The following is a 12,879-nucleotide window of genomic DNA, read 5'->3' as shown; positions in this document are numbered from 1 at the left end:
GATGACGTAAACACCCTTCGGCTTTCCCACCCCGAACGGATGTGTAGTCGATCAGTTACACACTGTTGCTGTCGGATTCGGACAGTACCCGCTCTGCGCGGATATGGCTACCCCTTGGCGGCAATATGATCACGATGCGGTTACGGCTACCCTGAAGGCACAACCCCCGGTGAGGGCCTGTGCGTCACTGTCATGGGCCCTTGTGGACCCCTCCCGCGGCCCGGCAGAGGCCGGGTGCGGGTCACGTACTCTGAGGCGGTGAAGTGGATGCCCCGGGACCGCAGCCTGCTCAACAACGTCACATCACTTTTGGTGTGCGGACTGCTGGCCGGCCTGGTCGTTGCGGCGGCGGCGTTTCCCGCCGTGGCCGTTTCCGGCCTGGCGGCCAAGGCAGGCGCCGAATCCTTTGACGACCTGCCCGACGAGCTGAAGGTGGAGCCGATCCCCCTCCTGACGGAGGTGCTGGCCAATGACGGCAAGACGCTCATCACCTCCTTCTACGACGAGAGTCGTGTCAACGTGAACTCTGAGGACGTCCCTCAGGTCATGAAGGACGCGATCATCGCCGTCGAGGACAGCCGCTTCTATCAGCACAACGGAGTAGACCCCCATGGGGTTGTGCGCGCGTTGCTGGCAAATAGCGCCGGAGGCCAAGTTCAAGAGGGCGCGTCCACTTTGACCATGCAATATGTGCGGAATGTCTTGAAATACAACGCCAAGACCGACGAGGAGATCTTCGAGGCCACAGAGGACACTCCGGCCCGCAAGATCCGCGAGATGCGCTACGCGATGGCGATCGAGAAGGAACTGAGCAAGGACGAGATCCTCAGCCGGTACCTGAACATCGCGTTCTTCGGCAACCGCGCCTACGGCATTCACGCCGCCGCCCGCGCCTACTTCTCCAAGGACCCCAAGGATCTGACCATCGGCGAGGCCGCGCTGATCGCCGGTCTGGTGCAGGCGCCCGGCGCCTACGATCCGTCCAAAGAGGACAAGACCGAGGCGCTGACCCGCCGCGACCACGTGCTGGATCGCATGGTGGAGACCAAGAAGATCACCAAGGAGCAGGCCGACGAGGCCCGCAACACCCCCTTGGAGTTCAAGCTGAACCCGCCGCCCTCGGAGTGCGTCGAGGTCCCGCAGAAATACAACGACTGGGGCTTCTTCTGTGACTTCCTCAAGGACTGGTGGAAGAAGAACCCGGCCTTCGGTTCCAGTGAGACCGAGCGCCTGGCGCGGCTGAAGCAGGGCGGCTACAAGATCGTCACCTCGCTCGACCCCGACCTCCAGGCCACCGCGATGAAGGCCATCCTCCGCGACGAGGACAAGAGCAACCACCGCGTCCTGGGCACCGTCGTGATCGAGCCCGGCACCGGCCGCGTGCGGTCGATGGCGGTCAACCGGACCTACAGCCTGGACACCTCCAAGAACGGGCCGCACTCCGATCCCCGGCTGGCCGCGAAGGGCTTCAAGGGCACCTACCCCAACACCACCGTCCCGCTGTTCACCAGCAACGACGACGGCGTCGGCGGTTACCAGATCGGCTCCACGGCGAAGATGTTCACCATGGTCACCGCCCTGGAACAGGGCATGCCGCTGAACACCACCTTCAACAACAAGTCGCCGTACGCGTCCTTCAAGTACGGCGCCGGATACGACCCGAAGGGCAGCGGCACCTGCGGCCAGAAGCTGCCCAGCGGCGAGTACAAGTGGTGCCCGAAGAACGACAACCCCAAGTGGATGGACATCCGCGCCAACATGTGGCAGGGCTTCGGCCGGTCCATCAACACCTACTTCGCCCAGCTCATCGACCGCCTCGGCGCCGAGAAGGTCATCCGCACGTGGGAGAAGATGGGCATCACCTGGCACAACAACGTCGACAAGGAACACGCGACGCCCGGTTGCCAGAACCTGAAGGACTTCGAGGGCAACACCCTCCAGTGCCAGGAGCCGGGCACCTGGGGCTCGATCACCCTCGGCACCGCCGCGACGACCCCCATGGAGGTCGCCAACGCCTACGCCACCCTGGGCGCGGAGGGCAAGTACTGCAAGCCCACCCCGATCCAGGAGCTCTACGACCGCGACGGCAACAAGGTCGCCGCCGGTGACCCCGAGTGCCAGCAGGTGATCTCGCAGGACGTGGCCCGCGCGACCACCGACGCGGCCCGCTGCCCGGTCATGAGCAACTCCTCGACCTCCAAGTGCAACGGCGGCACCTTCAGCGGGCCCCTGTCCCTGCCGGGCAACCGCGACGTGGCCGGCAAGACCGGAACCACCGACAACGGGTCCCTCTGGTTCGCCGGCTTCACCCCGAACGCCGCCCTGGCCACCTTCCACACCGACCCCGACTACGTGCCGAAGGAGTTCTACGTCCCCACGGCGCCGCACTACGACGTGTCGGAGAAGATCCTGTCGGCCGCGGTGAAGGACCTGCCCGAGGCGAAGTTCAAGACGCCCTCGGAGCAGATGATCGTCGGCAAGGACCCCACCGACGTCCCGAGCGTCAACTGCGACTCCGTCGAGGACGCCACGGCCAAGATGACCAACCGGGGCTTCAAGGTCGAGGTCGTCAACGGCGACCTGTCGAACTGCCCAACCGGCACCATCTACGCCGCTTCTCCCGGCGACCGCGCGCCGAAGGGCTCGACGATCCAGCTCCTCAAGAGCTCCGGCGAGCGCCCGAAGAACCCGCCCGCGTCAGGCGATCCGGACAATCCCGGCGACGACGATGACGACGGGCCGAACTTACCGGACTGCGGAACCTGGTTCTGCCCGCCGCCGAACGACAACAACGGTCCCGGCAACGGGCATGGGCACGGGTAGGACGGCTCGCTCGGGCTGAGAACGACGCGACGGCCCCGGTCTTCGGACCGGGGCCGTCGCGTGGGTGGGAGCCCCTTGCGCATGGAGGGCGGGTGAGGGCCGCGCTCCTGGCGGCATCGCCGGTGGGGCCGGTGGGCGGGACGCGCGGTGGGGTGGACGATCCGGCCTCGATGCGGTGGTGTGCGGGCGGGTCCCGCCGGGCACCGGCTCGCGGTGCCGCGAGCCTCGCGCGCCAACGGGCGCGGCCAGCGTGACGCGTCGTGCCCGGGTGAGGCGATCGCCGGGGACGACCGGCGGACCGGGTGATCCGGCCACGATGCGGTGGTGTGCGGGCGGGTCCCGCCGGGCACCGGCTCGCGGTGCCGCGAGCCTCGCGCACCAACGGGCGCGGCCAGCGTGACGCGTCGTGCCCGGGCAAGGCGATCGTCGGGGACGACCGGCGGACCGGGTGATCCGGGCCGGTGCGCTCTCGCCGCGTCCCGGTGTGCCGCGCGCGCGGTCGCCGCGGCACCGGCGCGATGGGGGGCGGGACTCCCTCGATCGCACCGATTCCGCCGCCGGGCGTTCCCCCGCTCGAAGGCGGGCGTCACAGCGGCACCCGCGTCCGGCGCGGTCTTCGGCGCGCACACCGGAAGTCCGGCGACAGCGAGCGGCCCCGGTCGGGTGACCGGGGCCGTCAGGCGTGTTCGTGCGGTGCCGCTTCATGCGGCACCGTGGTGTGCGGGGTCAGCCCGCGGAGTCAGCCCGCGGGGTCAGCCTTCTTGGAGCTTCGCGCGGACCAGCGCCGAGACGGCCTTGCCGTCGGCGCGTCCGGCGACGGCGGCCTGGACGGCCTTCATCGCCTGGCCCATCGAGCCCATGCCCGTGAAGCCGCCCTCGGCGATGGTCGTCGCGACGAGCGCGGCGAGTTCGTCCTCGGTCAGCGGGGCCGGCAGGTAGCGCAGCAGGACGCCCTCTTCGGCCAGCTCCAGCTCGGCCTTCTCGGTGCGGCCGGCGTCGGCGAAGGCCTCGGCGGCCTCGCGGCGCTTCTTGGCCTCCTTCAGCAGGACCTGGCGGATCTCGTCGTCGGAGAGTTCCCGCGCGGTCTTACCGGCGACCTCGGCGACGCGGATGGCGGTGAGGGCCATGCGCAGGGTCGACGTGGTCAGCTCGTCGCGGGCCTTCATGGCCGTGTGCAGATCGGTCTCCAGCTGCCCCTTGCTCGTGCTCATGAGTGACGAAACTACCCTGTAAGCCATGAGAAAGCGCAGGGTTATCGCCGCCGCGACGGTTCTCGCCGCGGCCGGGGCCGCCACGCTCGCCTACGCGTCGCTGTACGAGCGGCTCAAGTTCACCCTCCGGCGCTTCGACGTGCCGGTCCTGGCACCGGACGCCGAGCCCTTGCGCGTCCTGCAGATCAGCGACCTGCACATGACGCCCAACCAGCGCCTCAAGCAGGACTGGACGGCGTCCCTGGCGGCGCTGGACCCGGACCTGGTGCTGCTGACCGGCGACAACCTCGCCCACCCGGACGCCGTCCCGGGCGTGGCGCGCGCGCTGGAGCCGCTGTTCGACTACCCGGGCGCCTTCGTGTTCGGTTCCAACGACTACTTCGGGCCGGTGCTGAAGAACCCCTTCGGCTACTTCAACAAGCACAAGGTGAACCGCCCCGGCACGGCCCTGCCCACCGAGGACCTGCGCGCGCTGCTCACCGGCGGCGGCTGGGTCGACCTGAACAACGCCCGCACCACCGTCAAGGCCGGTGGCCGCTCGGTGGAGCTGTCCGGCGTCGACGACCCGCACATCGAGCTCGACGACTACGACGCCGTGGCCGGTCCCGCGTCCCCCGACGCCGACGTGCGCATCGGCGTGACGCACGCGCCGGTCCTGCGCATCCTCGACGCCTTCGAGGCCGACGGCTTCGACCTCATCACCGCCGGGCACACCCACGGCGGCCAGGTGTGCGTCCCGTTCTACGGCGCCCTGGTCACCAACTGCGACCTGGACCGCGCGCGCGTCAAGGGCCTGCACCGCCACGGCGAGTCGTACCTGCACGTTTCGGCCGGAATGGGGACGAGCCCGACGGCGCCCGTGCGCTTCGCGTGCCCGCCCGAGGCGAGCGTGCTCACACTGGTTCCACGTGGGTGATACCGGTTGGCGGGGGCCTTCGGGCGTCCGCTACTATTGCCCGGCAGCATGAAATCGGTGCTGTCGGCAATACCGGGATGTGGCGCAGCTTGGTAGCGTACCTCGTTCGGGACGAGGGGGTCGTGGGTTCAAATCCCGCCATCCCGACCACTGTAAGGAATGAAGGGCCAGGTCAGATGACCTGGCCTTTTCGCTTGCCCGGGGACGGGTGGGCGGGGCTCAGGCGCGGTCGCGCGGGGACGGTGGGGACGCCGGGCGCAGGCGGATGGGCGCGGCCGGGTCGAGGGGGCCGGGGACGGCGCCCATGCCAACACGGCTCGCTCCGGGCCGCGGCGCGGCCGTGGGCTCGGGCGCGTGGGCAGGGCCGGAGATGGCCGGAGGGGCCACGGCGGGCACGGTGAACTCACCCCCGTACGGCCCGACGGCCGGGGCGGCGCGCTCGGTCAACCGCCCGGTCAGGGCGAGCGCGATGACCGAGACGATGAGCGATGCGCAACCGGCCGGCGGAAGCCCGGATGCCATCGGAGTCGGGATCACGGTGGCGAGCAGGGACGCGGCGGTCAGGGTGATGGCCAGGATCAGGTACCGCACCCGGTTCAACGATCGAGCCAGCGCGATGGTGACGATCCCGGCCACCGGCGGGAGCAGGTTCACCAGGAGGTGCGCGGCGAAGAGCACCTGGAGGATCGGCGAGTCGGCGACGGGCACCGATCCCCACACCCCGGCGAGGGCGATGAAGGCGGGCACCGCCGTGAGCACGCTGAGGCACCCGGCGACGGTGAGCATCGTGGAACCGGGCGAGCGGGGATGTACCGAGGGCACGGGTGGGCACTCCTCCGACGGGGCGATCGAGGGCACGCGTGGGCTCGCGTCGCCGCCAACCTACGCGCCACGTCCACCCGGGCGGCACGGTGGTGTGCGCGCCGGGGCCGGGACATTCGGTGATCCACCCCTCTTGCGCCCGTCCACCTCTTCCTTGAACCTCGTTGACAGAATCTTTCGCAACCCGGTCCCCCGTCACTCCGACCCCGTCCCCATCAGCCAAAGGCGTCCGTCGATTCCGAGGTCCCCGGCATGAACCTCCCCCTGCACCGCCTTTGCGTCCCCGACATCGACGTACCGGTCGCGGTGGGCACCTTCGACACCATCGGGCCGTTATCGCGCGCCGACTACCCCCACCGGCACACCTTCTACGAGGTCATGCTGGTCACCGGCGGCGAGGGCGCGCACGTCATCGACTTCGCCGGGCACCGGCTGCGGCCGCCGCACCTGGGGTTCATCACGCCGGGGCAGGTGCATCACTGGCAGGCCTCGGGGCTGGACGGGCGGGTCCTGCTGTTCACCGACGCCTTCCTCATCGACCATCCCGCCGACCGGGACCTGTGGCAGGGCCTGTCGCCGTGGCTGCGGTTGTCGGCGGGCGAGGCGGGCGAGTTCGCCGCGATCATGACGCAGATGGAGGAGGAGCACCGGCGGCGGGAGGCCGACTTCCTCTCCGTGCTCCAGGCGTACCTGCACGTCTTCCTCGTGCGCGCCGGACGGGTGCCCGGCAAGGCGTGCGTGCCGGGGAAGGCCGACCGGGCGACGGTCGTGGTCCGCGAGTTCACGCGCATCCTCGGGACGGCGACGTCGGTGGGCGCGTACGCGGCGCGGCTGGGCGTCTCGGTGGGCTACCTGACCGAGGTCGTCAAGACCGTCACCGGGCGCACGCCGGGGCAGCTGATCCGCGAGGAGCGGGTCCTGGAGGCGCGCCGCCTGCTCGGGGGGACCGAGATGTCGGTCGGGCAGGTCTCGCGCAGCCTCGGGTTCACCGATCCGGCCTACTTCTGCCGCTTCTTCCGGCGCGAGACCGGTGTCAGCCCCGGCGACTACCGTCGGCAGACCATCGGAAATCACCACGTTCCCCGGATTGAGTCCATCGACCCGGACGAGAGCGTCGAATAGCGTTCATCACGCCTGATATCCCCCGGCGACCCGCCCGATATCCCCCGGCAAGGAGACACGTGATGGACGATTCGCAGACGCCCGCCCAGGCGGAGGAATCGGCGGCCGAGCCCCGCTCGGGCATGAGCCGCAAGACGCTGCTGAAGGCCGCCATGGTCGCGCTGCCCGCGCCCATCGTGATGGCCGCCGCGCCGGCCTTCTCCGGCGAGAAGACCCCGAACGGGCAGACCCTGGACCCGACACCGCTGTGCCAGGACGGCGACCGGACCATCTCGCAGACCGAAGGCCCCTACTTCAAGCCGAACTCGCCCCTGCGGTCCAACATCACCGACGGGCAGGGCACGAAGCTGGTGATCAGCGGGTACGTCTTCGGGCGCAACTGCCAGCGCATCTCCGGCGCGCTGCTGGACTTCTGGCAGGCCGACAACGCGGGGAACTACGACAACGTGACCTACCGGTTCCGCGGTCACATGTTCTCCGGCCCGGACGGACGCTACGAGCTCACCACGATCATCCCCGGCCTCTACCCCGGCCGGACGCGGCACGTGCACGTGAAGGTCCAGGCGCCCGGCGGCCCGATCCTCACCACGCAGCTGTACTTCCCCGGTGAGCCCCGCAACGCCACCGACACCATCTTCGACTCGCGGCTGCTGATGAACGTGCAGCCGGGCAACCCGGGCAAGACCGGCGCCTTCGACTTCGTGCTGAGCGTCAACGGGCCCACCACCGGTCCGACCACCGGGCCGACCACCGGGCCCACGACCGGCCCCACCACGGGCCCCACGACGGCTCCCGGTGGTACCTGGCAGGCCGGAACCTCGTACCGGGTGGGCGACACGGTCACCTACGGCGGCGCGTCCTACGTGTGCCAGATCGCGCACACCGCGATCGTCGGCTGGGAGCCTCCCTCGACCCCCGCGCTGTGGCGGCGCGTTTAGGGGTGGTCAGGGCCGCCCTCGGAGTGCGACGAGGGCGGCCCTTCTCGTGCCCATCGACAAGATGGGCAGGGCCGTCCTCACGCCCTTGAGATGGGAGTGCGACGAGGGCGGCCCTTCTACGTGTGCTCTACCAGTGGTAACCGGTCAGCGCGACCCGCTCCAGCGTCACCGTTGAGTGCGCCGCGTCGACCACGAGCAGCTCGAACCCGAGCGCGGCCCCCTCGGGCAGCTCCTCGGCGGCGGACATGTCGATGAACGTGGCGCCGTCGGTGGCGATGCGCTCGACGGTGGTGCGGTCGCTCTTGCCCCCGTCGGCGGTGTGGAAGGTCCGGATCTGGATCTGCGAGCCGGGCGTCACGTCCTGGAGGGTCGCGGCGAACAGGGCGTGGTAGAGCGCGGGGCCGTTCACCGCGTCGCCACCCCACTCCACCCGGTGCCAGCGGTTCGCCGGGATCTTGACGGCATCGGCGCTCTCACGGCGAATCGGCTTGGGTGCCACGTGCTCCTCCTCGCGGGGTGCGGGTCTCGTGGTCATCCATTGTGGGCACGGGACGCAAGCGCGGGTAGGCCGCCGAGGGCAGCGATTGGGGACCGTCCGGGCCGCCCGGACGGGCGAGCGCACGGCACGGGGCCGCGCGGGCGTCCGCGCGGCCGGTGGACGGTCGTCACGCCTGCTCGGGCGCCTCTTCCTCTTCCTCACGCTGGACGTACGTCTGCGCGGTCTCTTCTTCCTCTTCCTCGCGCTGCACGTAGGTCTGGGCGGTCTCTTCCTCTTCCTCGCCGCCCTCGCGCTGCACCGTGGCCGAGGGGACGTAGGTCTGCACGCTCTCGCCGCCGCCGTGGTCGTGGCCGCAGCCGTCGCCGCAACGCTGGACCGAGGGCTCGGCCATCATCTTGTCGGCGTTGTCGCTGGCCTCGCGCTCGAAGCGGTCGCCGGGGTCGGAGACCTTCACGCCGCCGCCGGCGTCGCTGCCGTCGACGGGCCCGCTGCGCTGCTGGACGACGTGGGTGAGCTCGTGGGCGAGCATGTGGCGTCCGGCGTCGCTGCCCGGGTTGTAGTTGCCGCTCTGGAAGACGATGTTGTTGCCCACGGTGTAGGCCTGCGCGTTGACCGACTTCGCCGAGGCGTGCGCGGCGCCGTCGGTGTGCACCTTGACGTCGGAGAAGGACGTGCCGAAGCGTCCCTCCATGTCCGAGCGGGTCTCGTTGTCCAGCGAGCTGCCGCCGCCGGAGTTGACCACGTCGTGCACGGGAGAGCGTTCCTCTTCCATGACCGCCGAGGTGGCGGCGTTGCCCGCCAGGCGCTGCAGGCCGAGAATTCCGGGCGGGCCGAGGACGTCACGGCGCCCGGCCGCGGCGGCCTGGCCGAGGAGTTCGGTGTCGGGAGTGGCTTCGAGGTGGTCGCCCTTGGGGCGGGAACTGTGCTCGGTCTCGAAGCCGTGGTCGTGTCCGTGTTCGCTGCCACGCATCGTGAAGCCCCTGTCCTCGCGTGTCTCCACCTTCCAGGGTGGCCCCGCGGCTCCGGTGACGCAAGGGGCACCGGAGCCGAAGGCACTGCACGAAAGGGCAGCTAGACGGCGGCGTACTCCATGTACGGGCCGAACTCGCGTTCCAGGCACATGCGGCCCAGCTTGCGGTACTCGCGGGCGACGGCGCCGATGACGTCGGCCATGCCCACGGGCCTGGCCGCCTCCGCCGCGAGGTAGGCGGAGGTCACCGCCGCCGACCTGATGTGCCCGCCGGCGAGCTCGAAGTTGTTCGCCAGGAAACCCAGGTCGACGTCGGACGCGCGCGGCACGCGCGGCCCGAGGCAGGTCTCCCACAGGCGCTGGCGCAGGCTCTCGTCCGGGACGGGGAAGTCGACCACCACGTCGAGCCGCCGCGTGAAGGCCTCGTCGAGGTTCGCGCGGAGGTTCGTGGCGAGGATCGCCAGCCCGTCGAAGGTCTCCATCCGCTGGAGCAGGTAGGCGCTCTCCACGTTGGCGTAGCGGTCGTGGGCGTCGCGCACCTCGGAGCGCTTGCCGAAGATCGCGTCGGCCTCGTCGAAGAGCAGGACGCCGTTGACGCCGGCGGCCTCGGTGAAGATGCGCTCCAGGTTCTTCTCGGTCTCGCCGATGTACTTGTCGACCACGGTGGCGAGGTTGACGGTGTACAGGTCGAGGCCCAGCCCGGTGGCGATGACCTCGGCCGACATCGTCTTGCCGGTCCCGGAGTCGCCGGCGAACAGGCCGGTGACGCCGCGACCGCGACCGCCGCCGGGACGCATCCGCCACTCGCCGAGCACCGTGTCGCGGTGCCGGGCGCGGGCGGCGAGTTCCTTCAGGCCGGCCAGCACGTTCTCGGGCAGGACCAGGTCGGCCCAGTCGACGGTGGGTTCGATGCGCCGGGCGAGACGTTCGAGCCCGGCGGCGTTCTGGCCGCGCGCGCCGTAGCGCAGGTGGTCGATGTCGACGGTGGTGTCCTCGACGCGGGCGGCGATGTCGGCGGCATCGGCCGCGCGGCGCACCGCCAGGGCGCCCAGGACGAAGTGCGCGGTGGCCGCCGCGGCGTCCACGTGCGGTGCGGTGCGTCCGTGGAGGGCGTCGCGCCACATGTCGGCGCGCTGAACGGCGGTGAGCGGCATCGCGTCGGACTGCAGCGGCGGGCGCTGGCTCCAGCGCGGGTCCCAGCCGCTGGTGCCGTAGAGGACCAGCGGCACCGGGACGCCCGCGAAGGCCTCCAGGATGCTCGTCGGGACGAGCCCGTCGACCGGGCCGCAGGCCACGCCCGCGCCGCGCAGCACGGCCTCGCGGACGACGGCGCGGATCAGCTGGGGCGCCTCGGAGAGCGTGGCGAGCCGTTCGGCGTCCACGCCCAGGACGCTCAGGCCGTTGGCCTCGAAGGCCGCCGCCGCGCACGCCAGGCCGCTGGCGCCGGTGCGTTCGCGCAGGTACACCAGGTTCACCCCGGTGGCCACCGCGCGCGCCAGGCGCTCGGAGTCGGGCGTGGACGGCAGGCGCGTCAGGTCGTCCCCGGCGAGGACCCCGGCGAGGTCGGGATCGGCCCGGTCGTCGCCGAGCAGGTGCGCGACGGTGCGGTCGGGCACGCGCAGGGTCCGCGACAGGAACGGCCGGTCCGGCTCGTCGACATTGAGCAGGCCGGTGCGGACCAGCGGCGCGCCCGCGTCGAGCCGCGCGCGGCCCGTGGCGTCCGCCTCGGTGTACCCACACAGCCGCAGCGCCAGGCCCGCCGTGGCGCGGCGGCGCGTGACGTCGTCGTTCAGGTAGCCGTAGAACTGCTCGAAGCGGCTGTCGACGTCGGGGGCGAGCGCGACCAGCAGCAGGTCGACGTCCAGCGCCGACAGCCCGGCGCCCTTGGCCAGCAGCGCCAGGCGCGAGGCCGGGTCGCCGGTGTCGTCGGGGTCGCCGCCCTGGTAGGGGTCGCGCGGGGTCTCCAGGAGCTCGTCGACGGCCGCGTCGGACAGGTACAGGCCCCGGAACGGGTCGTCCGGGTTGGGGTCGGTGGCGCGCCGGGCGGCCACCGCGGCGCGAATGCGCTGCTCCAGCGCGATGAGGCGCTGGAGCAGCGCGCGTCCGGCTACGGTCACGGGACCCGCCGTTCCCGGCGCATCGCCACGCGTGGTTCCTCTTCTTCTTCGGTGCCCACGACGGGTGAGTGGTGGACGGGCTCGTCGCCGTCGGCGTGCAGGCTGACACCGGCCTTGGCGGGACCCGCGGCGGGGAACCGGACGCCGGTGACGGGCGTGCTGACGACCAGGTCCAGCGAGGGCTTCAGCTCGCCGCCGAGGGCGGTCCACACGTCGGCGAACGCGCGGTCCTCGGGCGGGGGCAGGGCGACGGTCATGGGCACGGGCATGCCCAGTTCGGCGATGCTGCCGCCCATCACGTGCTTGGGCATCGCCTCGTACTTGATGAAGCCCAGCAGGAGCAGCGACAGCAGGCGGTGCTCGTCCTCGGGCCGCTGCGTCCAGGCGGTCAGGAGGTACGAGAGCTTGACGTATCGCGGCGGGAGGTGCCGGGCGGCGACCGTCCCGTCGGTGTTGTATTCGTTGACCATGCCGCGCGACTTGCGTCGCAGGTCCTCGCGGATGTCGTAGAGGTACAGGTTCACGGTCGGCGCGTTGCGCCGGGCCGCCCAGTCCTTCGTGGGCGCTTCGAAGGCCACCTCGATGTCGGTTCCCCGCAGCGCTTCGTCCCGGATGAGCGTTCGCAACGCCTCGTCGACCTCGTGGATCATCAGATGAGTCCGTTCCGCAGCGCGTAAGCGACCGCGTGTGCCCGGTTGCGCAGCTGGAGCCGGCTGGTGACGTCGTGCAGGACGTTCTTGATGGTGCGCTCGGAGTAGGCGAGCTTGCGGGCGATCTCGGCGGTGTCCAGACCCTCGGCCACGAGACGGAGCACCTCGATCTCCCGGTCGGCGAGGCCGGAGAAGGCCAGCCCGCGCGGACCGAGGACCTGCCGCTGGAGGCGGCCGACCTGGGTCAGCAGCCGGCCGAGCAGGTCCGGCGGGACCGCGCCCTCGCCCACGGCCGCCGAGGTGATCACCGAGACGAGACGGTCGGCGGTGGCCTCCGCCCGCCGCACGACCCCCGCGACACCCACTTCCATGACATTGACGAGGTCCGCCTCGTCGATGCGCCCCGCCACCACGACGAGCCGCGGGATCCCCAGGCACCGCAGCGCGCGCATCGACCGCAGCGCCTCGGCGTCCACGGTGTCGCTCACTACGACGCCGACTTCCGCGCGCGCCGACTCTTCTTCATCGAGAACGAGGACCTCAGGTCGCGGGCGCAGCTGGCTCGCCAGCCCCGCCCGGCAGATCGGGTCGTTCGCCTGTAGGTAGACCGAAACCCGGCTCATGTTCGCCTCCCCGGCAGATCGTTCATACATAGCCAGGGAGTCAGAATGCCCTCACGGACTATCCGTGCACTCAACGCGGACTCTCCGGGCCCCATCGGGCGGCACTTTCGGGCAGGAATCGCGCCAGATACAGCCGATCGGGTGATTTTTCGTCCCGGTTTCGTCGGGTGGCGTGAGGCCGGTGTGAG

Annotated in this window: 11 protein-coding genes and 1 tRNA gene; 5 read left to right on the top strand and 7 right to left on the bottom strand. The window is 70.8% G+C overall.

Going from position 1 to position 12,879, the window contains the following annotated elements; genetic code table 11:
• Positions 1–267 precede the first annotated feature (267 nt).
• Positions 268–2,823, top strand: coding sequence for a transglycosylase domain-containing protein (locus tag QSK10_RS25515; RefSeq protein WP_285666430.1), 2,556 nt, complete (start codon positions 268–270; stop codon positions 2,821–2,823).
• A gap of 752 nt (positions 2,824–3,575) precedes the next feature.
• On the opposite strand, the gene QSK10_RS25510 is transcribed toward QSK10_RS25515, so the two are convergent.
• Positions 3,576–4,034, bottom strand: coding sequence for a GatB/YqeY domain-containing protein (locus QSK10_RS25510; RefSeq protein WP_285665537.1), 459 nt, complete (start codon positions 4,032–4,034; stop codon positions 3,576–3,578).
• A 25-nt stretch (positions 4,035–4,059) separates the two neighbouring features.
• Here QSK10_RS25510 and QSK10_RS25505 point away from each other — a divergent pair, with 25 nt between their 5' ends.
• Together QSK10_RS25505 and QSK10_RS25500 are read left to right on the top strand one after the other, a co-directional pair.
• Positions 4,060–4,950 (top strand): metallophosphoesterase, encoded by an 891-nt coding sequence (locus QSK10_RS25505; RefSeq protein ID WP_285665536.1) that lies wholly within the window; start codon positions 4,060–4,062, stop codon positions 4,948–4,950.
• Between the two features lie 73 nt (positions 4,951–5,023).
• Positions 5,024–5,100, top strand: a tRNA-Pro gene (locus tag QSK10_RS25500).
• Positions 5,101–5,169: 69 nt separating this feature from the next.
• On the opposite strand, the gene QSK10_RS25495 is transcribed toward QSK10_RS25500, so the two are convergent.
• On the bottom strand, positions 5,170–5,772 hold the full coding sequence (locus QSK10_RS25495) for a hypothetical protein (protein WP_285665535.1): 603 nt from the start codon (positions 5,770–5,772) through the stop codon (positions 5,170–5,172).
• A 252-nt stretch (positions 5,773–6,024) separates the two neighbouring features.
• On the opposite strand from QSK10_RS25495, the gene QSK10_RS25490 reads away from it, so the two are divergent.
• Positions 6,025–6,894, top strand: a complete 870-nt coding sequence (locus QSK10_RS25490; protein ID WP_285665534.1) for a helix-turn-helix domain-containing protein — start codon at positions 6,025–6,027, stop codon at positions 6,892–6,894.
• A gap of 62 nt (positions 6,895–6,956) precedes the next feature.
• Positions 6,957–7,832 carry a carbohydrate-binding protein gene (locus QSK10_RS25485; protein WP_285665533.1) on the top strand — a complete coding sequence of 292 codons (876 nt, stop codon included), beginning with the start codon at positions 6,957–6,959 and terminating at the stop codon, positions 7,830–7,832.
• 127 nt (positions 7,833–7,959) lie between these two features.
• Here the strand turns inward: QSK10_RS25485 and QSK10_RS25480 are convergent, their stop codons facing one another.
• From QSK10_RS25480 to QSK10_RS25460, 5 genes are all read right to left on the bottom strand, one after another.
• Positions 7,960–8,331, bottom strand: coding sequence for a hypothetical protein (locus QSK10_RS25480; RefSeq protein WP_285665531.1), 372 nt, complete (start codon positions 8,329–8,331; stop codon positions 7,960–7,962).
• A gap of 166 nt (positions 8,332–8,497) precedes the next feature.
• Positions 8,498–9,301, bottom strand: a complete 804-nt coding sequence (locus QSK10_RS25475; protein WP_285665530.1) for an eCIS core domain-containing protein — start codon at positions 9,299–9,301, stop codon at positions 8,498–8,500.
• 101 nt (positions 9,302–9,402) lie between these two features.
• On the bottom strand, positions 9,403–11,418 hold the full coding sequence (locus QSK10_RS25470) for an ATP-binding protein (protein WP_285665529.1): 2,016 nt from the start codon (positions 11,416–11,418) through the stop codon (positions 9,403–9,405).
• Positions 11,415–12,068 (bottom strand): Pvc16 family protein, encoded by a 654-nt coding sequence (locus QSK10_RS25465; protein WP_285665528.1) that lies wholly within the window; start codon positions 12,066–12,068, stop codon positions 11,415–11,417. Before QSK10_RS25465 ends, QSK10_RS25470 begins: the two co-directional genes overlap by 4 nt.
• A complete protein-coding gene (locus tag QSK10_RS25460) occupies positions 12,068–12,691 on the bottom strand; it encodes a helix-turn-helix transcriptional regulator (RefSeq protein ID WP_285665526.1) in 624 nt (207 codons plus the stop codon). Before QSK10_RS25460 ends, QSK10_RS25465 begins: the two co-directional genes overlap by 1 nt.
• Positions 12,692–12,879 lie beyond the last annotated feature (188 nt).

The sequence above is a fragment of the Actinorhabdospora filicis genome (assembly GCF_030269765.1).
GTDB lineage: Bacteria > Actinomycetota > Actinomycetes > Mycobacteriales > Micromonosporaceae > Actinorhabdospora > Actinorhabdospora filicis.
Note: the sequence above shows the minus strand (reverse complement) of the source record. Positions and strands in the feature narration are given on the sequence as shown.

What these genes read in the sequence shown, in the direction of transcription:
- QSK10_RS25515 (WP_285666430.1), top strand. Translation starts at nt 268, where the DNA reads ATGCCCCGGGACCGCAGCCTGCTCAACAACGTCACATCACTTTTGGTG.
- QSK10_RS25510 (WP_285665537.1), bottom strand. Translation starts at nt 4,034, where the DNA reads ATGAGCACGAGCAAGGGGCAGCTGGAGACCGATCTGCACACGGCCATG.
- QSK10_RS25505 (WP_285665536.1), top strand. Translation starts at nt 4,060, where the DNA reads ATGAGAAAGCGCAGGGTTATCGCCGCCGCGACGGTTCTCGCCGCGGCC.
- QSK10_RS25490 (WP_285665534.1), top strand. Translation starts at nt 6,025, where the DNA reads ATGAACCTCCCCCTGCACCGCCTTTGCGTCCCCGACATCGACGTACCG.
- QSK10_RS25485 (WP_285665533.1), top strand. Translation starts at nt 6,957, where the DNA reads ATGGACGATTCGCAGACGCCCGCCCAGGCGGAGGAATCGGCGGCCGAG.
- QSK10_RS25475 (WP_285665530.1), bottom strand. Translation starts at nt 9,301, where the DNA reads ATGCGTGGCAGCGAACACGGACACGACCACGGCTTCGAGACCGAGCAC.
- QSK10_RS25465 (WP_285665528.1), bottom strand. Translation starts at nt 12,068, where the DNA reads ATGATCCACGAGGTCGACGAGGCGTTGCGAACGCTCATCCGGGACGAA.
- QSK10_RS25460 (WP_285665526.1), bottom strand. Translation starts at nt 12,691, where the DNA reads ATGAGCCGGGTTTCGGTCTACCTACAGGCGAACGACCCGATCTGCCGG.